General features: G+C 67.6%; 22 protein-coding genes and 2 pseudogenes. 9 read left to right on the plus strand and 15 right to left on the minus strand.

Translation table 11 applies throughout. The features are described 5' to 3' along the window. Positions 1–439: 439 nt before the first annotated feature. From ACTWQR_RS32265 to ACTWQR_RS32275, 3 genes are all read right to left on the minus strand, one after another. Positions 440–988: an EF-hand domain-containing protein gene (locus ACTWQR_RS32265; RefSeq protein WP_443230749.1), complete on the minus strand. Its 549-nt coding sequence runs from the start codon at positions 986–988 to the stop codon at positions 440–442. A 268-nt stretch (positions 989–1,256) separates the two neighbouring features. Next, positions 1,257–2,666, minus strand: a complete 1,410-nt coding sequence (locus ACTWQR_RS32270) for an FAD-dependent oxidoreductase (RefSeq protein WP_443230750.1) — start codon at positions 2,664–2,666, stop codon at positions 1,257–1,259. Between the two features lie 487 nt (positions 2,667–3,153). Beyond that, entirely contained in the window at positions 3,154–4,350 is a 1,197-nt protein-coding gene (locus tag ACTWQR_RS32275) for an RNA-guided endonuclease InsQ/TnpB family protein (RefSeq protein ID WP_443230751.1), read from the minus strand. A gap of 154 nt (positions 4,351–4,504) precedes the next feature. Here ACTWQR_RS32275 and ACTWQR_RS32280 point away from each other — a divergent pair, with 154 nt between their 5' ends. Further along, positions 4,505–4,798: a hypothetical protein gene (locus ACTWQR_RS32280; protein WP_443230752.1), complete on the plus strand. Its 294-nt coding sequence runs from the start codon at positions 4,505–4,507 to the stop codon at positions 4,796–4,798. A gap of 600 nt (positions 4,799–5,398) precedes the next feature. Beyond that, positions 5,399–6,016: a peptidase inhibitor family I36 protein gene (locus tag ACTWQR_RS32285; protein ID WP_443230753.1), complete on the plus strand. Its 618-nt coding sequence runs from the start codon at positions 5,399–5,401 to the stop codon at positions 6,014–6,016. Here the strand turns inward: ACTWQR_RS32285 and ACTWQR_RS32290 are convergent. Continuing rightward, complete coding sequence (locus ACTWQR_RS32290) at positions 6,003–6,125, minus strand: hypothetical protein (protein WP_443230754.1); 123 nt, start codon at positions 6,123–6,125, stop codon at positions 6,003–6,005. The two genes, ACTWQR_RS32285 and ACTWQR_RS32290, sit on opposite strands and share 14 nt — an antisense overlap. Positions 6,126–6,814: 689 nt before the next feature. Beyond that, on the minus strand, positions 6,815–7,525 hold the full coding sequence (locus ACTWQR_RS32295; RefSeq protein WP_443230755.1) for a TetR/AcrR family transcriptional regulator: 711 nt from the start codon (positions 7,523–7,525) through the stop codon (positions 6,815–6,817). Between the two features lie 139 nt (positions 7,526–7,664). On the opposite strand from ACTWQR_RS32295, the gene ACTWQR_RS32300 reads away from it, so the two are divergent. After that, positions 7,665–8,366, plus strand: a complete 702-nt coding sequence (locus ACTWQR_RS32300; protein ID WP_443230756.1) for an NAD(P)-dependent oxidoreductase — start codon at positions 7,665–7,667, stop codon at positions 8,364–8,366. 177 nt (positions 8,367–8,543) lie between these two features. Here ACTWQR_RS32300 and ACTWQR_RS32305 read toward each other — a convergent pair whose 3' ends face one another. The 3 genes from ACTWQR_RS32305 to ACTWQR_RS32315 all read right to left on the minus strand — a co-directional run bounded on the left by ACTWQR_RS32305 (position 8,544) and on the right by ACTWQR_RS32315 (position 12,604). Beyond that, on the minus strand, positions 8,544–9,461 hold the full coding sequence (locus ACTWQR_RS32305; RefSeq protein WP_443230757.1) for a hypothetical protein: 918 nt from the start codon (positions 9,459–9,461) through the stop codon (positions 8,544–8,546). 398 nt (positions 9,462–9,859) lie between these two features. Then, positions 9,860–11,527, minus strand: a complete 1,668-nt coding sequence (locus ACTWQR_RS32310) for an ISL3 family transposase (protein ID WP_443230758.1) — start codon at positions 11,525–11,527, stop codon at positions 9,860–9,862. 138 nt (positions 11,528–11,665) lie between these two features. Beyond that, entirely contained in the window at positions 11,666–12,604 is a 939-nt protein-coding gene (locus ACTWQR_RS32315) for a tyrosine-type recombinase/integrase (RefSeq protein ID WP_443230812.1), read from the minus strand. On the opposite strand from ACTWQR_RS32315, the gene ACTWQR_RS32320 reads away from it, so the two are divergent. Further along, positions 12,552–13,394: a hypothetical protein gene (locus ACTWQR_RS32320; RefSeq protein ID WP_443230819.1), complete on the plus strand. Its 843-nt coding sequence runs from the start codon at positions 12,552–12,554 to the stop codon at positions 13,392–13,394. The genes ACTWQR_RS32315 and ACTWQR_RS32320 overlap by 53 nt on opposite strands. 344 nt (positions 13,395–13,738) lie before the next feature. Continuing rightward, on the plus strand, positions 13,739–14,494 hold the full coding sequence (locus ACTWQR_RS32325) for a class I SAM-dependent methyltransferase (protein WP_443230813.1): 756 nt from the start codon (positions 13,739–13,741) through the stop codon (positions 14,492–14,494). A 72-nt stretch (positions 14,495–14,566) separates the two neighbouring features. Here the strand turns inward: ACTWQR_RS32325 and ACTWQR_RS32330 are convergent, their stop codons facing one another. From ACTWQR_RS32330 to ACTWQR_RS32340, 3 genes and pseudogenes are all read right to left on the minus strand, one after another. Then, on the minus strand, positions 14,567–14,890 hold the full coding sequence (locus ACTWQR_RS32330; protein WP_443230759.1) for a hypothetical protein: 324 nt from the start codon (positions 14,888–14,890) through the stop codon (positions 14,567–14,569). Between the two features lie 174 nt (positions 14,891–15,064). After that, complete coding sequence (locus tag ACTWQR_RS32335; protein ID WP_443230760.1) at positions 15,065–15,706, minus strand: DUF6461 domain-containing protein; 642 nt, start codon at positions 15,704–15,706, stop codon at positions 15,065–15,067. 117 nt (positions 15,707–15,823) lie between these two features. Then, positions 15,824–16,054 (minus strand): annotated as a pseudogene (locus ACTWQR_RS32340) (transposase); the annotation flags it as partial. Here ACTWQR_RS32340 and ACTWQR_RS32345 point away from each other — a divergent pair. After that, positions 15,996–17,327: a hypothetical protein gene (locus tag ACTWQR_RS32345; protein ID WP_443230820.1), complete on the plus strand. Its 1,332-nt coding sequence runs from the start codon at positions 15,996–15,998 to the stop codon at positions 17,325–17,327. The pseudogene ACTWQR_RS32340 and the gene ACTWQR_RS32345 overlap by 59 nt on opposite strands. Positions 17,328–17,477: 150 nt before the next feature. Here ACTWQR_RS32345 and ACTWQR_RS32350 read toward each other — a convergent pair. The 3 genes and pseudogenes from ACTWQR_RS32350 to ACTWQR_RS32360 form a co-directional block, all read right to left on the minus strand. Beyond that, positions 17,478–17,779: pseudogene (locus tag ACTWQR_RS32350) on the minus strand (MFS transporter); the annotation flags it as partial. Between the two features lie 7 nt (positions 17,780–17,786). Beyond that, positions 17,787–18,251 carry an ArsI/CadI family heavy metal resistance metalloenzyme gene (locus ACTWQR_RS32355; protein WP_443230761.1) on the minus strand — a complete coding sequence of 155 codons (465 nt, stop codon included), beginning with the start codon at positions 18,249–18,251 and terminating at the stop codon, positions 17,787–17,789. Positions 18,252–18,279: 28 nt separating this feature from the next. Next, positions 18,280–19,656, minus strand: coding sequence for an NAD(P)-binding domain-containing protein (locus ACTWQR_RS32360; RefSeq protein ID WP_443230762.1), 1,377 nt, complete (start codon positions 19,654–19,656; stop codon positions 18,280–18,282). A 106-nt stretch (positions 19,657–19,762) separates the two neighbouring features. Here ACTWQR_RS32360 and ACTWQR_RS32365 point away from each other — a divergent pair, with 106 nt between their 5' ends. The 3 genes from ACTWQR_RS32365 (at position 19,763) to ACTWQR_RS32375 (ending at position 21,227) form a co-directional block, all read left to right on the plus strand. Beyond that, complete coding sequence (locus ACTWQR_RS32365) at positions 19,763–19,987, plus strand: hypothetical protein (protein ID WP_443230763.1); 225 nt, start codon at positions 19,763–19,765, stop codon at positions 19,985–19,987. 113 nt (positions 19,988–20,100) lie between these two features. Next, the gene (locus ACTWQR_RS32370; RefSeq protein ID WP_443230764.1) at positions 20,101–20,259 is read left to right on the plus strand and encodes a hypothetical protein; all 159 of its coding nucleotides are present in this window, start codon (positions 20,101–20,103) and stop codon (positions 20,257–20,259) included. A gap of 590 nt (positions 20,260–20,849) precedes the next feature. After that, complete coding sequence (locus ACTWQR_RS32375) at positions 20,850–21,227, plus strand: ArsR/SmtB family transcription factor (protein ID WP_443230814.1); 378 nt, start codon at positions 20,850–20,852, stop codon at positions 21,225–21,227. A gap of 88 nt (positions 21,228–21,315) precedes the next feature. Here the strand turns inward: ACTWQR_RS32375 and ACTWQR_RS32380 are convergent, their stop codons facing one another. Next, the gene (locus ACTWQR_RS32380) at positions 21,316–22,320 is read right to left on the minus strand and encodes a bile acid:sodium symporter (protein ID WP_443230765.1); all 1,005 of its coding nucleotides are present in this window, start codon (positions 22,318–22,320) and stop codon (positions 21,316–21,318) included. Positions 22,321–22,331 lie beyond the last annotated feature (11 nt).

Consider the following 22,331-nt stretch of genomic DNA (forward strand, 5'->3'; position numbering starts at 1 on the left):
GTGCTCTTCAGGAAATGCGAAGCGCATCACGGGGACACCGGGACGCAGTGGCGTGTCAGCAGCGGCGCCAGTGACGCAGGCGCGATGAGTACCAGCCCCGCGCCGCAAGGGTGATGCATCGCCCTGAGGGACCTACCGGCCGCGGCGCGGCCCGCCATTACCCGAAGGACGCCTATACGCTTCCCTTGGTCGTGGACGGCGTCTGCGCGTCAGGGAACAGCCTGGCAAGCAGCGCTGGTCCGGCTTCCGGAGCGCGGGAGAGGCCAACACCACCGGAGCCGAACAGGCAGGGTTTTCATTCGCAGACCCGCCCCCGGCAGGTGGAACCGCTGGCAGGCGCACCGCGGCAGGGGCGGACGAACTGCGCGCCCCTGCCGGATGGCCTGCGGGCGTGGCTACCCTGCGAGGGCGCGATTACCCGAAGGGACCGAGGCGTCGGTCAGGCGAGGCTTCCGAGGAAGTTGCTACCCGCGTCCGTGAGCTCGTCGCTGAGCAGATACTGTTCCCAGCCCGCGTGGAACTCTTCCCGGGAGACCTGCCCGTCGTTGTTCACGTCCATCAGCGAGCACGTCGCTGCGGCCTCTGCCGGGCTGGAGCCGAGAGCCTCCAGATAGCGCTGGAAGTCGACAACCGGGACGAGCCCGTCGTCGTCATCGTCGATGGCTGAGAATTCGGCGTCCAGTACCGAGCGGCATCCGGAGATCACCTGCTCCCGACGCCCCAGGGTGTCGGACATCGCGGACCGGAACTCCTCGCGGGTGATCATTCCGTCACCGTCGGCGTCGGCCGCCGCCACGAGACGGTCCCACCCCTCTCGGTAGGCGGCGAACAGCGCAGTCGCCTTGGGGGAGTCCGCGGACACGCGCCCTGAGCGGATTACCTCCTGGCCCATGAGCTCGCAGTCGGCGAATTCCAGGACGCCGCTTCGGTCGGCGTCGAGCCGATCGAAGATCAAGTCATATTTCTGCAGAATAGATTCGGTGGTCACTGCGTCACTCCTCCAAGAGCGGAATCTGGATGTCGGCACCGCCTGGGTTGATACCCGGCAATGACTACAGGGTCCTATCCAATGAAATGGCGTCATACACCATTTTCGACGGGCTCGTCATGAATGAGGTAATCGCATAAGCGGGGTCGCGTAAGAAATAGGCGGTGTGTCACCGGGCGGGATCGACCGATCACACCGCAAGTACGTACGCCAGACCGGCCCGCTCCTGCCTCCACCAGGACCGAGAGCGGGAGGGACGAGGACACGGTTACGACTTCGTGGCCGTCTGGCGGACTGGTCGGCAGCCTTCCTCGCCCTCGCCGACGGCACGACCACCTGAGGCGAGAAGGACCTTGGCGAAGATCCTGGGACTGGCCAGCGCGGCAAGGGGTTTGAGCATGTGGAAGACATTGACGAACAGGCTGTGCAGACTCGGATCGGTCACCATGAGCCGCAGGAGGCGCCCCTTGTACCACGCGACCGGCCGCAACCAGAGAGGCAGCGGCTCACGTCGGCTGTGATACTGCCAGACAAGGTCGTCGCTGGCGGTCATGATCCACTGCTTGCGGGCGATACGTGCGATATGCCGCTGGAAAGAACGTGCGAGGCCCTCGATGGTATGGGGCCGGCCTCGCAGCACCCGGGTCAGATGGTCCGCCAGGACCCGGGCTTCGAGCACGGCGGTAGCCATGCCTTGCGCGTAAGCCGGATTGAAGGCGCCGACGGAATCGCCGATGGCGACGAGCCCATCAGGCCATCTACTCATCTGTGCATACAGAGTGAGACGGTTCTCGGTACGCCTGAAGACATGGATCCTGCCGCCCGGCACGGGGGTGGCACCAGCAAGCAGCCGGTCAAGATCGGGGTTCCGCAGGCTCGCGGCGAACTGCCGCCAACCGGCGGGGTCCACCGGCGGATGGTCTCCGCCCGCGCCGAACAGAGTGACCAGCCAGTTCCCATGCTCCAACCGCGCGGCGAACCCCCCACGCGGTTGCTCTGGCGCGTTGTACGGCTGGAACAGCGCGTCGAAGTCCTGTGACGGCGCCTCCACGGTCCTGGTCGCGTAGACCAGGTCCGCATCAGTGACCTTCTGTGCCGGCCGCGGATAGCCCGCGTGCTCCAGCCAGTTCGGGAGTGGTGAGAACCGCCCGGAAGCATCCACGACCAAAGCCGCTTCGAGCGTGCGCCCGCCCTCCAAGCGGACTCCGACTACGCGCGATGCGCCGTCGTCCCAGCACAGCCCCTTGACCCGGCTCCGGTCGCGTACGTCCACTGACGTGTCCGTCAGCACTCGCTGGCGCAGCCTCCACTCCAGCAAGTCCCGCGAGAACGCCTGCACGGCCACATTCATGGGTGTACGTGGCAGCCGGCAGCCGGCAACCGTCATGGATGTCCGTAGCCCAAAGTCGAACAGCGGTGCCCCGTCCGAGGACAGCTCCTCACGCAGCCCGGGAAAGAGACGTTGCAGTTCTGAAGCGCCGCTGATCAGCAGACCGTGCTGGTGTCGGGCCTGCCCAACCCCCCTGCGAGGCACGGCCGTTGATGGCAACGATGCAGCTTCCAGTACGACAACGCTCTCGAAATGGTCTGCGAGTACCCGGGCAGCAACCAGCCCCGCGATGCCTGCGCCGATGACTGCTGCCTGGCCAGCGAATTTCAGCTGACGGCATTCCGGCATATGTGTCCTCCCGGTGTGGTTGGTGTGCCGCGCCGCTTGTCGGCCAGCAGGCAGGGGTGACCGGACAAAGGCGGCAGGCTGCACGGCTCGGCGGTCAAAGCAGCGCCGCTAAGCGTCGTGGTGAGCGTGGACACGGGAACCGAGGTCGCGAGGGCAGACGAAGATGTCCTTCGCCAGCAACTCCCCTCCCGCCAGCGGGTACGCCTCAGGATCTCCCGGCTGTTGACGGCCGCCCCTAAGGGTTGGAGATATTCACCGTGCCAGGCCGGTACCGGGGAAACAACACAACCGTCCCACAGTCCTCCTTCCGGGGGACCCGCAGGAGTTCGCGGCCATGAACGTCATAGCTCAGCGGGCCCTTGGACGGCCGACACTGTTCGCGGCAGCCGACTACGGCACCGACTGGCGATGGACCTGGTCGCCCCTCCTCGACACCAACATGATGGGCGCCCTTGACTTCCTCCCCCTCGTGAACGAGAGGGGGTTCCTACGGCTCGCGCCGTGGGGTTTTCTGCTTCGTCGCCGACTGCCCGCCCGGAGAACTCCGTTGAGGTCTTGCACCAGCTCCACAGACAGACACCGCCAGCCCGGCGGCCAGAAGGTTGTTCGCCGCGTTCACGTCCCGGTCATGGACCGCACCACAACCGCACACCCACCTGCGGACGCTGAGCGGCATCATGTCCTGCAGACTGCCGCAGACGGAGCACAGCCGGGAGGAGGGGAAGAACCGGTCCACCACGATCACTTGACGCCCGTACCAGGCAGCCTTGTACTCCAGCATCGAGCGGAACTCGCCCCAGCTCGCGTCCGAGATGGCCCGGGCCAGCGTGCGGTTTTTGACCAGATTGCGCACGGTCAGGTCCTCGATCACGAGCGTTTGGTTGTCACGCACGAGACCAGTGGTCAACTTGTGGAGCATGTCCCGGCGCCGGTCGGCAATCCGGGCGTGGACCTTGGCGACCTTGCGCCGGGCTTTACGGCGGTTGGCTCCGTCGCCCTTGGCCGTGCGGGACAGCCCCCGCTGAGCCTTGGCCAGCCGGGCGCGATCCCGGCGCTCATGCCGGGGGTTGGCGATCTTCTCCCCAGTGGAGAGGGCCAGCAGGTGGTCCAGGCCAACATCGATTCCGACCGCGCGGTCGGTGGCGGGAAGCGGTGTGACATGGGGGTCCTCGCACAGCAGCGAGACGAACCAGCGTCCGGCCGCGTCCTGCGACACCGTCACCGTCGACGGCTCCGCACCCTGAGGCAGCGGCCGGGACCACACCATGTCCAACGGCTCAGCCATCTTCGCCAGGGTCAGCCGGCCGTCCCGGAAACGGAACCCGCTGGTGGTGTACTCCGCCGACTTCCGCGATGTCTTGCGCGCCTTGAAACGCGGATACTTCGCCCGTCTGGCGAAGAAGTGGGTGAACGCCCTCTGCAGGTGCCGCAGCGTCTGCTGCAGCGGCACCGACGACACGTCGTTCAGGAACGCCAGCTCCTCGGTCTTCTTCCACGCCGTCAGCATCGCCGAGGTGGCGTTGTAGCCGACCCGTTCCTGCCGCGCCCACGCCTCGGTGCGGGCGGCGAGCGCCAGGTTGTAGACCTTGCGCACACACCCGAACGTGCGCGACAGCTCCGCCGCCTGCGCATCACTGGGACAGAAGCGGTACTTGAACGCCCGCTTCACATGGTTCACGGCCACGCGCACAAACCAGCCAGGCGGCAGGTAGAGATCAAACCTGCGGGTCAGGGCACTGGGATCCGCCCTTGCGTCGCATCCCAGCCCCTTGCCCTGCTCCGCAGGGATTTCGTTTCCTCCCCCGGCTGAAGCCGGAGGTATCCACGAAAGGACTCCGATGACTGGCCGGTTTACGCCCCGGAACGGGACGTCCAGGGCAGCACGTGGGCACGGGAGCGCGACGCGCAGCGGGAGGAGGCCATCGCCCGACCGTGCCGCATGGGAAAAGGAGCGGCAGGACGCCCGCGATGAGCTGAAGGCGCAGGTGTGGCTGCCGGCCGACAACAGCCGCCGGCTGCGCGCGATTGCCGCCCGCACCGGCCTTGGGCCGGAGCAACTCGCCCAACTCGCCGACCGGGTCCGCATGGACGACGACGGCGCCCTGACAGGCGACGCCTTCACCCCACGCTGACAGGGCGCTGGGAGGCACTGCTGGCCGGGGCCGGGGCGGTGCGGTTGCCTTGGAGGCGACCGCGCCGCCTCACGGCGCGAGCCCGGCCGCGCAACGCGAACCGGGCTCTCCAGTGAGCACTGTGCATCGTGAAGTTGCAGGTCACGGGTCTGGTGTGCGTGAGTTTCAGTGTGCTCATGCTGGTAGGCGGCCGGTGTCCATGGCGAAGATCGTCTGACCGGTCGGCTGGGGCGGTTCTCGGGTTCTGCTGCGCCTGCCGGGAGGGGCCGCCTACGATCCGTCGCCGGGCGGATACGCAACCAGATCGCGGGGAGGGTACGGGGATGTCCGAGCTGGAGCGGATCACGGCGCGCCGGAGCAAGCTGGATGCACAGTGCTCCATGGAAGCGTCACGGCGGGGACGCTCACCACGTTCGACATGGTCAGCCGCGCCCACCGAAGGGGCAGCGTAGCTCGCTGGAGACTCAAGTCACCCTGAGAACTGTCAGGTTCCCGTCCCACGGCCTGCGTTCTACGATGCGGGTGACTAGACCGGCAGTAACGAAATATGCGTACCAACCAAGTGCCCAGCTTGGGGGTACGCGTACTCAAAAGAGGAGGATGATCCAACCAATGAACTTAGGTCGCATTTCTCGCCCATTCAAAACGACTAAGCGAACAGCATCGACGGTGGCGGTGACCGCCCTAGTGCTCACTGCACTGACAGGGACATCTCGCGCGGATTCGGGAGACTCTCAGCAAGAATTCACTCTCAGGGCGCAAAACCTGGGCTTGACGCGCCCTCAAGCCAATGCCCTCCAGGAGCGGGTGGAGTCTTACCTCGCCAAGAACGGTGGAGTGCAAGTCGAGATCAACAAAATCAATTACGATGACGGCAAAAGCCTCGTCGTTCCTCTGCCAGGCGAAAAGAAAGTTCGCGAAATCAACGCTCAGACTAAATCAATCAAATCATCTAGCGCCGATATCGTCTGCGAGGAAGGGAACTTCTGCGCCTGGTCGGGAACCGACTACACTGGTACTCAATGGAACCTATATCACTGCAGGGACTATTCTATGCCACCCGGTTGGACATATGGATCTTGGTGGAACAATCAGACCGGCCGCGCACAGGCGCTTTTCAAAGACAAGCAAAAGATAATTCGATGGATCTCGGATCCCGCCCCCACTTCGGATCAATATGCACCCTGGGATTGGGTCGGCTGGATTAAGCCCTGCTGAGCAGGGAGCCGTCCAGCAGGAAGATGCCGCCGCCCGTTCGGACGACCTTCTCGCATGCGTGGTCCAGACGCGGGGCGCGAGCGGCGAGCAGGCCGACAACCTCCCGCACCCAGCAGAAAACGGTCGTGCGGTGGATGCCGTCGCCGCCGGCGCCTCGTCGTCATGCGTGTGAAGACCACGTCGACCTCGACGAGCCGCAGCAAGATAGGGGCCTTGGACGTAGCCCGTCGCCATGGTCAAAGACGCCGGGCACAGGCCCGCGTCCCGGCTCCCGGCCCCGAGCCCGCATATCCCTTCCGCAGGCTTGCTGGACCCGCACCCGCGCAGAATGCGGTTCTGGCAGTCGCCCTCGCCGACTCGCCGGTGCGTCTTCGCTGCCTCGGCCCGCAGGTGAGGGCGTGCGCGGTGATCTCCTTTGGGGGGAGAGACTCGCGCTCCGGCCGCCGCCCGCAGCGAACACGGCGGCGGCCAGGCCCCTTGCTGGGTGCGGGACCGCAGGGCGTGCAGGCGCGTTATGCCCTCCACTCCGGGCCGAAGTCGACTATCAGGCTGGTGCCGCAGCTCATGCCGAACTTCCAGTTACCGGGACCCATCCATCGTCCGAAGTGAAACGAACCGTCCCTGCACCCCGCATATGCGCGCGCCTGGCCTTGGAACACCCGACAGTCGGCGGTCCAAGTGTGCAAGTCCGATTTCCAGTTGGTGCATTTGGTCTTCAAGGCTTTCTGTGCCTGCGGGAGACAAGGCGGCGGCCCCACAGCCGGCCCAGCTCGCAGGCGCGCCGCTTGTGTAGGGCCGTTACCCCTGCGGGGTGATGCTCAAGGACCGGATGAGCTGGGCCAGTTCTTCACGGAAGAGCTTTTCCGGGCTAAGGGCCTGGGTCTGCAGGTGGCCGTAGATCTCGAGTGACACCAGGCCGTGCAGGTGGCTCCAGATGCGCAGGGCGAGGGCCACGGCGGCCGGGGGCAGGTCGGGGAAGGCCGGGCGGACCTTGTCGAGGAGACCGGCGTCGAAGTCGGACCACTCGAAGTCGCTGTCCGCGTAGCGGTGTTCGGCCTGCGGCCAGGCGGCGGCCGCCAGCGCAGTGATGCCAGTGCAGACACGGTGGGCGGCGTCCGGGGCGGCGCCGCCCTCGGGAGGCCGGTAGCCGGGCACGGGGTCACCGTAGATGAGGCGGAAGCCCTCTGGGTTGGCCAGCGCCCAGTTCCTGAAGGCGCAGGCCCATGCCTGGATCCGGGCGGCCGGGTCCTGGGCAGGGGCGGCGTCCCAGGCGGCGTCCACCGTGTCGGCCAGCGAGGTGTAGACGTTGTTGATCAGCGTGGTGACCAGGTCGTCACGGGTGGCGAAGTAGCCGTAGATGGCGTTGGCCGTCATGCCCATCTCGCGAGCGATCGCCCGCAGCGTGATCGCGTCGGGTCCTCCCGAGGCCATCAGCTCCAGCGCGACCTTCTTGATCTCGGCGGTCGTCTCGGCCCGCAACCGCTCGCGGCGCCCTTTGATGGTTCCCACGCTTCCCACGATCACTCACTCTACAGCGTCATAATACTGAGCGCCGTATCATTACTTCACGCCGTATAGTTACTGCGTGCCGTGAAGAGAAGATGACGGCATGGGCGACTGACGCACGAGCAACCACCAGGGGAGAGCCATGCACATCGGAGTCATCGGGGCCACGGGCGGCATCGGCAGTCGCGTCGTCGCCGAAGCACTCGGCCGGGGGCACCACGTCACGGCCTTCAGCCGTGACGCCACGCGGATCGACGAGGACCGGAAGAACGTCGTCTGGCAGAGCGTCGACGTTCTGGACGCCGAAGCCATCGCCGCCGTCATACCCGGCCTCGACGTCCTGATCAGCGGGTTCCAGCCCGGAAATGCCGCCAAGGACATCGCCGACACGGTGGCCCGCTCGATCGCCGATCCCACGGTGTACGCCACCGCCGCGCGAGCACTCCTGAAGGCGCTGGAGAGCCACCCCCGGACCCGGCTCATCGTCATCGGTGGCGCCGGCAGTCTGGAGATCGAGCCCGGACTCGTACGGGCCGACTCCGATGAGCTATTGCACGAAGCCCTCGACGCGATCGGCCTGCCGAGGGAGTACACCGCCGCGGTGCGCGGCCACCGGGACGCCCTGGACGTCCTGCGCACCTCCAACCGGTTGTGGACCTATTTCAGCCCCGCGGAGGACATAGCGCCCGGCGAGCGTACGGGCCGGTTCCGGATCGGCGGCGATCAGCCCGTACTTGACGCGGACGGGCGCAGCCGCATCTCGGTGGAGGACGCCGCCGTCGCCCTCGTCGACGAGGCGGAACTGCCCCGCTTCGTCCAGCGCCGCTTCACCATCGGCTACTGAACCGACGCCGGCGGACCAACGCCGCAGCTGTCGGCGGCCCTGACAAGCGCGGCGCCGCGCCGCTATTGACCGGGTGCGGCCGCAGACACGTTCGCGATCCCCAGGGGGAAGTCCATGAACTTCCCCCTGGGGAATATCGGGCTCTGTCGGGGATCTTGTGAAGTCTGCGGGGTCAGCTCAGTTCAACGTCTGGGCTTTGCGAGACAAGGCCCAGACGTAGTGCCAACGGTCCTCCTTGAGTTCCCTGGGGCTGTTACTTGTGGCGGCGTCGATGATCGTCCAAATGCCGCTGCCTGCACTGCTGGCCGCGATGAGCTTGAAGGCGTCCTCCATCACGGGGCCGTAGACGGCGGCCAGGACGGCACCGACCGTGCCCACGGCCGCGCCGCTCACCGCCACGGCCCTGCGCCGTCGGGCCATGGCCATCTGCGCCCTCATGCTGTGCAGCTGCTGCTCGATGTCAGCCGCGATCCTCATCAACGCCTGCTCGGACTGCACTGCGTTGACTGCATCGTCCAGTTCGAGGAGCGACTTCCGCAGAAAGGTACGGAAGTCCGCATAGGAGTTGAATTCGGACGCGGTGATGTCACTGAAGTCTCTCAGTCCTACACCGTCAATAAAGGGCAGCTCTATTTCCAGAATCGGCCGGACAATACGGCTCTTGATCGGGTGTGCGCCGGACGCGTCGACTGCCCGGCCGTCATGGATGAGGTAGTCGATGCAGGTCACCTGCTCGGGTTGTCCGAACGACGCGTGATCGATGCTGCCCTCTACGACCTGGCCGGCCCGTGTCGAGTAGTTGGGGAGGTACCAGGTCAAGCCAGCCTTGAGCAGCGGCTCCGAGTCCAGAAGCCAGCGCCCAAGCGCGGCAAGGTCAGGGCTGTGGATGCCGATGGACTCGGTCGGGTGATTGTCGATCGAATGCCTGAGCCGCCTCTGCGTATCGACCGAGCGGTCCATGTCCCCGTCGAAGGGCAGGTTCATATCATCCAAGACCCACTGGGCTGCCCATCGTTCGGTTGAGAACTGAGTCACCGGGTGGAAGCTGCTGTTCCAGTCACCAGACAGAAGCAGAGTGTCGGAGACCAGAGCCACGCGTTTCGTCACATCCTCAAAGTCGGCAATGTTGGCAGATATTCCTACGTAATAGCGAGACCGAGATAGCTTCTTCTGAACCCTTAGGCTGGATCCCACGCGCCCCCACATGCGCATCGAATATTTCACGGCAACCTGTTCAGGATCCCCTCGCTCACCCGAAGAGAGCCCGGAGAAGAACCCCCGCATCATCCGGGCAACGTCTCTGTTCTGAACCGTCCGGCAGCGTCGCAGCATGGAGTAATTGTGCCAAGAACGCACAGGCGATATCTGCGTCTTCAAGGGATGCAGGCGCATCTGCCACACCGTGGGAAGCACCAGCCCAACAGCGCGTTGCCGATCACCGAACCTGACACACCTTCTGGACTGGGTGTCACGTCAACGCCAACTACAGGTCTTCACGAGCTGTAGAGGATGCGTCTGCGGAGGAGGTCGAGGTTGGCCCGGCCGAAGCCCATGCGCTTGAGGAGCTTGGCTCTGGTCACGTGCCCCTCAACCTGGCCAGAACTCCAGGGGGTGGACAGGCCGGCGGTGACCGCATCCAGGTCCCGTCTCATGCCGTTGACCAGGGAATGCAGGGCGGGCAGGTCATCTGCGAGGACGCGGTCCATCCATGCGGGCAGTTCCTCACCCCGCAGATCGCGCATCATGTCGGCGAAGTCGCGAACGTGGCGTGCGGTGGCGTCGAGGTGTGGACAGGCAGCCCGGATCTCTTTGAGCTCGGCCGCGTCGGTCTCGGCGAGGTGTCCGGGGCTGGTCATGATCCAGCGGGCGACGCGCCGGGGTTTCGGGGCAGGCCGGGACTCGGGAGTTGGCACGGGCGGGTTCTTCGGCTTGGGGCTGTGCGGCATTTTGAAGGGGCGGAAGTAGCGGCGGACGCACTGGATGTCTCCGGTGAAGCCGCGTGCGCGCACTTCACGGTGCAACTGCGGGATGTCGTGGCAGCCCTCGCGCCAGCGTTGGTGCAGGTAGGGCTTGTGCTCGTCCAGGATCGATGCCCGGTTGGTGGCCTTGACCAGCAGTTCGTCGAGACTCCGGGCGCGAGTGAAGCGCCGTACGGTCGAGTGGTCCAGCCGCAACTGGCGGCCGATCGCGGCCAGGGACTTGCCCTCGGACAGCAGCTGCTGCACCGCCGTGTACCGCTCGGCGGTGCGGGCCACCAGCAGCCTTGGGTGCCCGAGGACGTCCCGAGTGCCGTCCGGCGGGACGAACGGCACCGCTTCCGGGGGTGGCTCCGCCGTCTCCTTGGGCGCCGTGGCGGACTCCGTGACGGCCGGGGCCGTCATGAACGCCTTGCGGATGCACTGGTGATGGGAACCGACCGTCTTCTCCACAGCTTCGGCGAGGTTGCGCAGCAGGTGCCAGGCGTCTGCCACTTGCCGGGCCTGCGGAGCCCCTCTCCGGGCGCCTTCGGCGTAGGCGCCAGCCCGGTCACGGCAGATAACCTCGACTTCCGGATGGCCGCGCAGCCAGGCTGCCAGCGGCTCGGCGTCCCGGCTCGGCAGCACATCGACCGGGCGCCGTCCTTCCAGGTCCACCAGGATCGTGGCGTACGAATTGCCCTTGCGCAGCGCGAAGTCGTCGACCCCGAGGACCCGCACGCTGATCTGTGGTAACTCCGGTAATCCGCGTAGGAGTTCAAGGAGCTTGTCCTTGGCGACGCGGATGCTCAGCGCGGCCGCGAGCCGCACACCGGGCCGACCCGCCAGAACAGCGGCGATCGAGGTGAGCAGTGTGCGTAGCAGCGGCGTGTACCGGGCATGCGGGCTGGTCAGCCCTTCGATCTGCTCGGCGAACGTCACCGCCGGACACTGCGGGTTGAGGCATTTGAACCGGCGCACCACGAGTTCGACCACCACCGGGGCTCCGCCGACGGGCGCGTCAGCGAGCTGGCGCGCGTAGCGGCCGTGCACACGCCACGACACCACCCCGCATCTTGGGCACCTCGCCGTCGGTTCCGCGGAGTGAGCGTAGAACGTGACCGTTCCGGCCGCACGCTCGATCGACTCGACCACCACACCGGCCAAATGCGGCAGCAACCGTCCCAAACCCCCTGAACTGCACACCTGGTAGATGCCCAGATCAGGCAGGTGACGTCACAAGATCCTCGACAGAGCCGAATATCGTGAGCGTTCACACACAAGAACAGCGCCGCAGCCAAGCAATGGCTGCAAAGGGCTGGCGAGAGGCGCCGGGACGTGTAATCACCCGAGCGCATTCTCTCCGGCTTCGCCCTGGTCAGTTTGCTCTCGTAGTCGTTTGACCTGTTGTTTCTTGGTGGCAATGTGCCGCAGGCTCTCCTGCAGTCCGGCGACTTCGCCGAGCCACTGCATCCGCTGGGCTTCCCCGAGACGTTTGCGGGTGTTGGTCTCGATCTCCAGAAGTCGGGGTTCCTGGGCCAGGTCCAGGCGGAGCATGGGACATCTGACGCAAGCGTTTTCATGCTGGCAAGGGGTTCCGTAGGGGCGGTCGCAGGTGCCGAGGGCGACTTTGCGGAGACTGAAGTGGTCACGGAATTCCTGCCATTCGATGTCACTCGGTTCGCGGTACTCCTCGCTGGGGCGGTGGGTCCGGCGCTGGTCGACGAACTGCCGGTAGTGGCGGATGACCTCCTCGGGATAGACCGCGACGTATGCCTGGGGCGTGTTGAGATCAAGGTGGCCAAGTAGCTTCGCGGCGATGTGGATCGGCAGGCCGCCGTTGACGGTCTCCGTGGAGAAGATTCTGCGGAAGTCATGGGGCGTGAATCTCAGCGGTGTCCCGTCGACATCGACGATGCCGGCCTGCAGGGCGAGATCGGTGAGGAGTTCGCGGATGCGGTTGGCGGAGATGACCTGCAGCCGGTGCTGGGAGGGGCACTGGAACAGGTGCGGCAGCGACGGGCCGAAGACCCGCTCGTAGCCGTCGTATCGGTTCAGCAGCGGGACCCGCCCGTCGGGGCCTTTGATGCGGCGGATGATTCTGGCGAGCACCGCGACCAGGTCCGGGTCGGCGGGGATGACGCGTTCGCGGTCGGTCTTGGACGGGCTGATCTGCAGCAGCGGCACCGTCTCGCCGGTGGGCGCCTGGTACTGGCGCAGGCTCAGGTGGGTGAGCTCCAGCAGTTCCTCGATCCTGGTGCCGGTGCGTCGCAGGACCTCGATGCCGGCCCAGGTCCAGAAGGCGTTGTTCTCCTCGCATTCGGGCGTCGAACCGCGGGCCGGGCTCGTCGGCCGGGGTGATGAACAGCGCGGTGGGCCGCCAGTTGCTTCGTTTCCGGCCGGTGCGTCGATACCGCCGGTCCTCGATGGTGAATTCCTCGCCGGGCTTCGCGGATCGGGCCGCGTCCAGGAGGAGGGTTGCGCGGTGCAGCCGGTCCTCGGCGGCGCGGACGAGCTGCGGGAGGACGGGGACCAGGGTGCGGGTGCGTTGCTGCATCCGCGCTTGTCGGTGCCGGGTCTCCTTGAGGTAGCCGCGGATGTCGGCTTCGCTGATCGGGCAAGGTGCGGCCCACACGCAGGACACGCCGATAGTGCGGTCAACGGGTCGGTGCACCGCCTTCCCGGAGAACGACCACCGCAGGCAGAACAAATGGCACTTCACCAGCTCGCCCCGCAAACGGACCGCGACCTCGCCGAAGTCGACCTCGGCTTCGGCGCCGGCCAGGTGCGACTGCTCGATGAACACCTGCGCCGGGCCACGGCCGGCCTCGACCCGAATCTCCGGCTTCCGCTTGGCGACGTAGGCGCGCACGACCTGGTAGGACACGTCGTCCATCGCGTGCTCGTTGATCAACCGGCGATAGATCCGGACCACCGTGTGACGCTGCTTCCTCGGCGCATCCAGATCAGCCAGCAGCATCTGGTCGATCACCGGCTTGAACGGATCCAGCTGGAACGGCGAGGCGCATACGGTTCCCGAGGTTGCGGCCACGCCGAACTCAGCGCCTTCTGAACAGTCCGCCAGCCCACCCGGCACTTGCGCTCCAGCGCCCGGTTCGACATGCCCTCGTGAGCGTCACGCCGCAGCGCGGCATACAACTCGACCTTCGACTGACCAGGCGGCATCGGCGGTGCTCCTTCACTGAGCACATTCACCTTGCCACCGCAACCCCGCGAGTGACTCTACTTCTCACGAACAACTTCCCAGCTAACCAGCCGGTGACATCCACTCAGACGGACAACTGACAACCCACAAACACCGTCAGAGCCATCCTTGCGAAAACCATTGGTGCCCGGCTTGCTCCGCTGATGGACTGACGTCCTACCGTGAGTCTGCCGGTGACGGAGGTAGTGGTTGTGACAGGCTATGACGTGCTTGCCGAGGTGTACGAATGGCTCATCTCGGATGCAAAGTTGCCTCCAGCCGAGTTCGCTGCGTCGTTCGACGACGTCCTCAATCTCCTGCCGTCGAACGCTCACGTCCTCGACTGTTCGTGCGGAACCGGACAGTTGGCGGTTGGCCTCGCCGGTCGTGGCATGCAGGTTGTCGCAACTGACGCCAGCGAGGCGATGGTTCGTCGGACTGCAGAGTTGTCCAAGGAGTTCGGGGCATCCGTCCGGGCCGTACGGGCGAACTGGGAAGAGTTGCCCGACCATTTCCAGGACAACACGTTCGACATGGTGTTCTGCGTTGGCAACTCGCTTCACCATGCCGCGGGCGCGACAGGCAGGGGTGCTGCTCTGGAGTCGATGTCACGGCTTCTGTGCCCCGGCGGGCGCTTAGTACTCACATCCCGCACTTGGGAACTCGTGAGGGCCAGAGGTTCCCGGCTGGAGATCAGTGACCGACTCGTCCGCCGGAACGGTCGCGATGCCGTCGTGGTCTACCGCTGGGAGATTGCGCCGCATTGGGAGGAGGAGCACCACATCGAGATTGCGATCGCGCAAGTTGATGCGACCGGGTTGGTTCTTGTCCGCTCGGAACTGCTGTCCTGCTGGCCCTACCGGTACGAGGAACTCGAAGTCGAGCTGCACCGGGTCGGACTCCAAACGGAACTGAGCACGTTCGATCTTGAGGCCGAGAACTACATGGTGGTCGCGAGCAAGGTATAAACACCGGACTCTCAGTCCCTGGCCGGACCGCGCGGTTGCTCGCAGGACGCTTGCCCTCTCATCGGTGCGGGTTCAAGTGGTCAACGCAACGCCTCGGACGAGGAGTGCTCGTCGATCAGACGGCGGTAGATCCGGGGTGACGGTGTGGCGCTGTTTCCTGGTCGCGTCCAGATCAATGAGCAGGATCTCGTCGATCAGCAGCGTGAACGGATCCGGCTTCGACGGCCGCGCCGAAGCGGTTGTCGTGCGTGGCTGCGCCCAAACCGAGGTCAGGGCCTTGTTGACCGTGCTCCAGGTGACGCCGTACTTGCACTGCAACGCCCGGTTCGACATGCCATCGCGGGAGTCGCGCCGCAGCGCGGCGTACAACTCGACCTTCGACTGGCCAGGCCGCATCGGGGGTGCTCCTTTACTGAGCACATCCAGCTTGACACCGCAACCCCGATGGTGACGTCAGAATTCGGCTCTGGCACAGATCTTGGGGAGCGAACGCGGAGAGTGACAGATGACGCTTGAGCTAGGAACGACGATCCTGGGACTCAAGCGCCATGATCGGACCGCTGTAGGGTCTTACAAGATCACGATAGTCCCAGGCGGAACCGGTCCCTCGCCCGCGTAGGTGTCCCCCAGTGGCTCCGACGGGGCGTCGTCCTCGGCGAGCGTCAGGCTGGGCCACGGCCTGGCGAGGACGGCGTCGTCCAGTGTGATGCCGAGGTGGTCCAGTACGAGGGCCACCACAGGTGCCATCCCGGCACCTTTGCCTTCGTGCGCGGCGAGTGCCGCTTCCACCCGTTCCCACCAGGGGCCGAGCGGTTCGGACCGGGTGTGCTCCATGCCGGGCTCGAAGTACTCGACGCACTCGCCGTCACGCCAGTACTGGAAGACGTCCATTCCGTCGGTGGTCGCCACGCTGTATGTCTCAGTGCCCCGAGACAACTCCGCGAGCACTGCTTCCCCGAAGCTGATGCCACCTTCCTCCTCGACGCTGAAGGCCCATTCACCGATCCTCCCGGACCGCAAGAGCGAGACCATCCCGTCGCCGGAGTCGCCCGAGGGTAGGTCCGAGGCCGCGTCCCAGTCGAGTATGTGTGCCTGGTCCGGGTCGGCCCCGTACCGGGTGAACACCTCCTCGGGGCTGAGGCCATGGGTAAAGGTGACGCACATCCAGGCCGCCGCCCAGCGGAGCGAATCCAGGTCCTCATCTGTCTTCATGTCTGGCCTCCGTCGTTCATTTTGGTACCGCTCGCCGGCCCTGCATGCCCTCGTGTTCCCGGCCATGCGCGTGGCGCGACGGGGAGTCGGGCTCATGCTGCCTGATGACCGCGGAGGCTATTGCAGCAGGATCATCTTGCGGAGTAGTTCGAACCCGGCGCGCCCGTAGAGCTGCCTCTTGATCTTCTTGATGCGATTCACAGCACCCTCGACACTGCCGGAACTCCACTCCAGGGTGAGTCCGGCTGTCACCGCGTTGAGGCCTCGGAGCATGTGGAGTGCGAAGTTGGTGAGGCCGGGCAGTTGGCTGGCGTCGACGGCGTCGATCCAGGCAGGGAGCGTGGTGCCGAGGTGGCGGCTCCCGGTCGATGTGTTCGAGCTGGAGGCAGCGCCCCGCACCGCGCGGATACTGCTGCTGTCCGCCTGCGACGGGCAGCAGGCCGCCATCGAACGCGGCGACGAACCAGGCCGGGCACTGCTGCGCTTGCAACTCCCCACCCGCCCCGACCCGCAGTCCCACCGGGACTGGACGTGGGTCGCCTGCCCGGTCCCGCTGCCGCCCACGGTCCCCGCGAACGCGGTGCTGCACCTGCCTGCCCTGCGCATCCACCAGAGCAAGGTGCGGGCCGATCTTGCCTACACGCACGCTGTCCCGAAGGCCCAGCGAACCGGGCACACGGTCGCACTCGGCGTGGACTGGGGCCTTAACACGCTGTTGTCTGCTGGTGCCGCCCGGCTCCACGACGACGGGCGTATCACCGCCCCCGGCAGCGGGGGCATGTTCCGCGCCGCCGGTGTCCTCGCGAAACAGCACCGCCTGCGCCGCCTGTCCGAGCACCTGCACGCCAAGGCCGACCACTACCAGCGGCTCACCGGCGGCCATGCCGAACACCCCTTGTCCTCCAGGCATCAGGTCCTCACCGCCGAGATCCGACACGTCTGCGACCGCCGGTCGAACCTCAATGACGCCCTCGCCTGGTCCGCCGCCCGCTGGACGGTTGATCAGGCCATCGCCGCCTCGGCAACCGTGATCCATGTCGAAGATCTTCGCTCGATGGAGGCCAAGGGCATGGGCCGCAGCATTAACACGCGTATGTCCCAGCAGGTGCGCGGGCAGATCGTGGACCGGATGCGGCACCTGGCCGCCGAGGCAGGTATCGCCGTCGTGAGGGTCCCGGCCCGGAACACCTCCAAACACTGCCCGCCGTGCCTGGTCCCGCTGCGGCACCGTAAAGCTCCCGACCGCCCAGGGCTGGAAGTGGGCTGTCTGCAGTTCCTGCGGCTATCAGGGCGACCGCGACGCGGGTGCATGGAAGCGCATCGCCGCACGCGGCCTCACCCACCAGGCGAAGACCGTGACCGAACGCGCCGGCGGTGCCATGGTCATCCGCTCGGTGGTAGACAAACTCGAAGCCAAAGCCATGGTCACCCCGACCACCGCGAGGACCAGCCGGGACCGGTCCAAGACCGGACTCACCCGGCGACAGACAGCACGCCCCGCGCCCAGGCGACGCAGGGCCCCCCACCAGCCCTTCGGGTCCGGCGGGCCAGCGTCCGGGGGGACACGCTCACACGGACCGGCCCCGGCTGCCCCGCGCAGCCCACCGGCACCAGGGCGTGACGACGATCAGCACACCCACCACCGGTCACCGGCCGCAAGGGGCAGCACTGGGCGCGGGAGATTCCACCTGCACGCTCACGCCACCCATCCACGGTGGACAGATCCCGCGCCAGACACCACGTCTGACACGGAATCACTTAGCTGATCAGAGACGCTGATGGTGCCAAGGATCGACCCTGCGGTCATGACGATGCGCGGGCCGCGCTGATCGAGGATCCGTCCCACGCGAATGCCCGCGACCGCGGAGAAGATCAACGCCGCAGAGAACGCCGCCGTGGTCGCGCCTGCGGACCAACCGGCTTCGGCGGTGATCTGCGGATTCAGGACCGGAAAGGCGTAGTAGACGATGCCCCGGCTGGTGATCTGGGTGGCGCACAGGGCGGGCAGCGCGGCGCGGGGCCGTGACCGGCCCCCGTCCCGGTGACGGCCCCGCCGGTATGGAGGTCGGTCATCGGCGGGTCAGCAGCAGCCGCCCGCGGCGGCCGGTTCCTTCGCGCCGGTGTCGGCCTCGGCTGGGCTGGCGCAGCAGGTGCTGCCCTGTTGCTTGGCCAGGGTGTCGGCGTCGGCCTTGACGACGTACACCTCCCAGGGTTCCTGGCCGGGGCCGTGGACCCAGACCTTGTCCTGGAGGGCGTAGCAGCAGGTGGTGTCGTTCTCCACGTCGGTGGCCAGGCCGGCCTCGCCCAGGCGGACAGTGGCAGCGTGGACCGTTTCGCTGCTGTCGACCTCGACGCCGAGGTGGTCCATGCGGGTCGCCTCGCCCGCCGCGCCCTCGATCAGGACGAGCTTCAGCGGGGGCTCGGCGATGGCGAAATTGGCGTAGCCGTCGCGGAGTTTGGCGGGCGCGGTGCCGAATAGCTTGCTGTAGAAGGCGACCGAGGCGTTGAGGTCGGGGACGCGGAGCGCGAGCTGTATGCGGGACATGACGAACCTCCTTGGATGGGTGGGGAGTTCAGCAGCCGCCGGAGGCGGTTGCCGGGGCGCCGATGCCGATCTGGAGGATGGTGGGGGTGGCGCAGCAGCCGCCGCCGTCGCCGGCCTGTGCGGCCTCGGGGTCGTCGAAGAGGCCCGCGCCGCCGCACACGCCCGTCTCCGGCAGGGTCAGCTCGACGCGCTCGGCGGCCTCTTGGTCACCTGCGATCGCTGCCGCGATGGAGCGGACCTGCTCGTAGCCCGTCATCGCGAGGAACGTGGGGGCGCGGCCGTAGGACTTCATGCCGACCAGGTAGACGTCCTTCTCCGGGTGCGAGAGCTCGTTGACGCCGTGCGGGTAGACGGTGCCGCAGGAGTGCTGGTTGGGGTCGATGAGCGGGGCCAGGGCGGTCGGGGCCTGGAGGCGCTCGTCGAGGCCGAGGCGGAGCTCGGAGAGGAAGGACAGGTCGGGGCGGAGGCCGGTGAGGACGATGACCTCGTCGACCGGGTCGAGGCGGCGGCCGTCCTCGCCGACGAGGACCAGACGGCCGTCGGCGTCGCGTTCGATGGCGTCGGTGCGGAAGCCGGTGACCGCGTCGGCGTGGCCGTCGTCGACGGCGGCCTTGGCGGCGAGGCCGAGGGCCCCGCGGGCGGGGAGCTGGTCGGAGGTGCCGCCACCGAAGGTAGAGCCGGAGATGCCCCGGCGCAGGATCCACACGCCCTTGGTGCCGGTGCCGTCGTCGGACGTGGCGAGGTCGGCGAGGTACGCGAGCGCGGTGAAGGCGGAGGCGCCGGAGCCGATGACCGCGGTGCGCCTGCCCGCGTACCGGGCCCGCACGGCCGGGTCCTTGAGGTCCGGTACGCGGTAGGTGATCCGGTCGGACGCGGCCTTCTCACCGAGGGCCGGAAGGCCGCTGCCGCCTGCCGGGCTGGGGGTGGTCCAGGTGCCGGAGGCGTCGATCACCGCGCGGGCGAACAGCCGCTCCTCGCGGCCGTCCGCGTGGGCGACGTGGACGACGAACGGCTGGGTCTCGCGGTCGGCGTCCACGATCCGGTCCCGGCCCGCGCGGGAGACGCCGGTGACGGTGGCGCCGAAGCGGATCTGCTCGCCCAGGACGTCGGCGAGCGGCTGGAGGTACTGCTCGGCCCAGTCCCCGCCCGAGGGGTAGGTGGCGGCGTCAGGCTTCACCCAGCCGGTGGGGGCCAGCAGCTTCTCGGCGACCGGGTCGGTGACCTCGCCCCAGGTGGAGAACAGCCGCACGTGCGCCCACTCGCGCACCGCCGCTCCGGCGACCGGGCCGGCCTCCAGGACCAGCGGAGTGAGGCCGCGGCCGACCAGGTGGGCGGCGGCGGCGAGACCGGCGGGACCGGCCCCGATCACGACGACGGGCAGCTCGGTGGTGGCAGGCGCGTTCACGGTCGACTCCTCGGTGTTTCGACATCCGTCGATGGCTTGCACGGCCAGCATTGCACCTGATTCGACGAACGTCAACATAGACATTCATCGAATCCAGGGTGTATCCGTGGAGCACGTCGATGTCGTGGTGATCGGCGGGGGGGGAGTCCGGGCTGGCCACGGCGCACGCCCTGCGACACGCCAGAAGGGCATCGAGCCGGTGGTACTGGAGGCATCCGATCGGGCGGCGGGGTCGCGGCCGCGCTACTACGACAGCCTCACGCGGTTCTCGCCCGCCCGGTACAGCTCACCGCCCGGGATGCCGTTCCCCGGCGCCGCCCCGGACCGCTAGCCGTACCGGGACGAGGTCGCCGCCTACCTCACTGCGTACACCGCCCGGTTGGACGCGGACATCCGCACCGGCCGGCGCGTCACCGCCGTCCGCCCGGCCGACGGGGTTTCGGGGTGGATCTGGCGGGTGGTGGCCGACTGGCGGCGCGCGCCGTCGTCGCCTCGGGCACGTACGGCCGCCCGCACCGCCCGGCACTGCCGGTCCTGGAAAGCTTCACCGGTTTGGTGCCGCACGCCGCCGACTACCGCAGCCCGGAGCGGTTCGCCGCGTAGCCGGTCGTCGTGGTGGGAGCGGGCAACTCCGCCGCGCAGATCGCAGCCGAGCTCGCCACGTGGCCTGGGTGACGCTGGCCCGCCAGCGCATCGGGGGTCGTGACCTGCACTTCTGGCTGAAGCGGACCGAGCTGGACATCGCGCCGCTCGGTCGGCTTCCGCACACCCCGCCGACCCGGCTCGTCATCGACGACGGCCGCTACCGGGCCACCCTCCCCCAGGGGGCGCCGGTCCGGCGGGAGCTGCTCACCGGCATCGACGGCGTCAAGGCCCTCTGGCCGGACGCGACGCGGAAGGAGGTGGACGCGATCGTCCTTGCCACCGACTACCGACCCGCCCTTCCCTACCTGACCGGCCTCGACGGCGCCCTCGACGCGGCGGGGCAGCCCCGGCATCACGACGGCGCCTCGCTCACCCACCCGGGGCTGGCGTTCGTCGGCTGGAGTGGCAGCGCAGCCTGTCGTTCAACTCGCTTCGCGGCGTGGGCCGGGACGCCGGCCGCGTCGCGCGGCGGCCGGCGCACCGCCTCACCCGGGGCCAGACCATGCCGGGCCTCGCCCGCTTGGTTCGATGTGTGTCAACATAGACGTATGTCGAATGCCAAGGTGCTGCCGCTGATAGAGCCCGCCGCCGGCCAGGCCGTGGCGCCGTGCTGCCCGCCGCTGACCGAGCGACCGTTCAGCGCGGAGGAGGCCGAGGCGGCCGCGCGGATGTTCAAGGCGCTCGGCGACCCGGTGCGGCTGCGGCTGTTCTCCGCGGTCGCCTCGCACGAGGGCGGCGAGGCGTGCGTCTGCGACATCTCCGACGTCGGCGTCTCCCAGCCGACCGTCTCCCACCACCTGAAGAAGCTCAAAGAGGCCGGACTACTCACCTCCGAGCGGCGCGGCACCTGGGTCTACTACCGCGTCGAGCCGTCCGTGCTGGCCGCAATGGGACAGCTGCTGACCAACGCGTCGGCTGTGGCCTGACCCACGCGCTGTTCCCGGCCCGTCGCTGGACCTGGGCGGTCGGGATCCGGCCCGTACGGCGGCCGGTGTCGTCGGTCAGGACGGCAGGTCAGCCGGTCGTGGCCGTTGCCCGATCCGGGTCCGAGGCCGGTACGAGCCGTGGAATGAGGCGTACGTAGGCGACCATGCCGATGACCTCGACGAGGGTCTGGGTGACCACCACGACCGCGGCGACGGCCAGATCGTCGGGCAGGGCAAGGGCGAGCGGCAGGACGACCAGCGAGTTGCGGGTGGCGCCGGTGAAGACGACGGCCCGGGACGCGGGGGCGTCGAGCCGAAACAGGCGTGCCACCACGCGCCCGGCGAAGGCCATGGCGATCAGGAAGACGGCGTAGACGGGGATGACGGCCGCCACGTCGCCGAGGCGGCCGTCCAGCTTGGGAACCTGGGAGGCGACGACCGTGATCAGGGTGGCGGCCATCAGCGGCACCATGGCGGTGGTCGTGGCGCCGGAGACCGTCTGGCCGGCCGGACGGCGCGCGGCCCACGCCTGCAGGGCCCAGGCCAGGGCGAGCGGGATGACGATCAGGAAGAGGAAGGCTTCGAGGAACGGGCCCGCCTCGACGATGTTCCCCAGGTCCGGGCCCACGAACAGGTACAGGAAGCCGGGCAGGAGCAGCATCTGCGCGCCGAGCAGGAGCGGGGTGGCGGCCAGCAGGCGGCGGCTGTCGCCGCCTGCCAGTCCGCTGAAGACGATCACGTAGTCCACGCACGGGCACAGCAGCACGAGCAGCACGCCGACCCGAACCGCCTGGTCTGCGGGCAGGAACGCGAACAGGGCCGCCACGACGAGGGGTACGACCACGAAGTTCACGGTCATCGCGGCGGACAGGAACCGGCTGTCGCGCAGCGCGCGGAGCAGATCCGAGACCGGGACCTGGAGGAAGGTGACGAACAGCAGCGCGCCGAGGACGGGGTTGATGGCGTGCTCCAGGCCGGGGCCGGCGGCGGGCGCCGCCCAGCCGAGGAGGCCGCCCAGGGCCATGGCGCCGAGGTAGATCGCGACCTGGTGATCTTCCATCCGCTCGACCAGGCCGCGCTGTTCCTGCGACACCGTGTCCGACC

This window comes from Streptomyces sp. 2A115 (assembly GCF_052245575.1).
GTDB lineage: Bacteria > Actinomycetota > Actinomycetes > Streptomycetales > Streptomycetaceae > Streptomyces.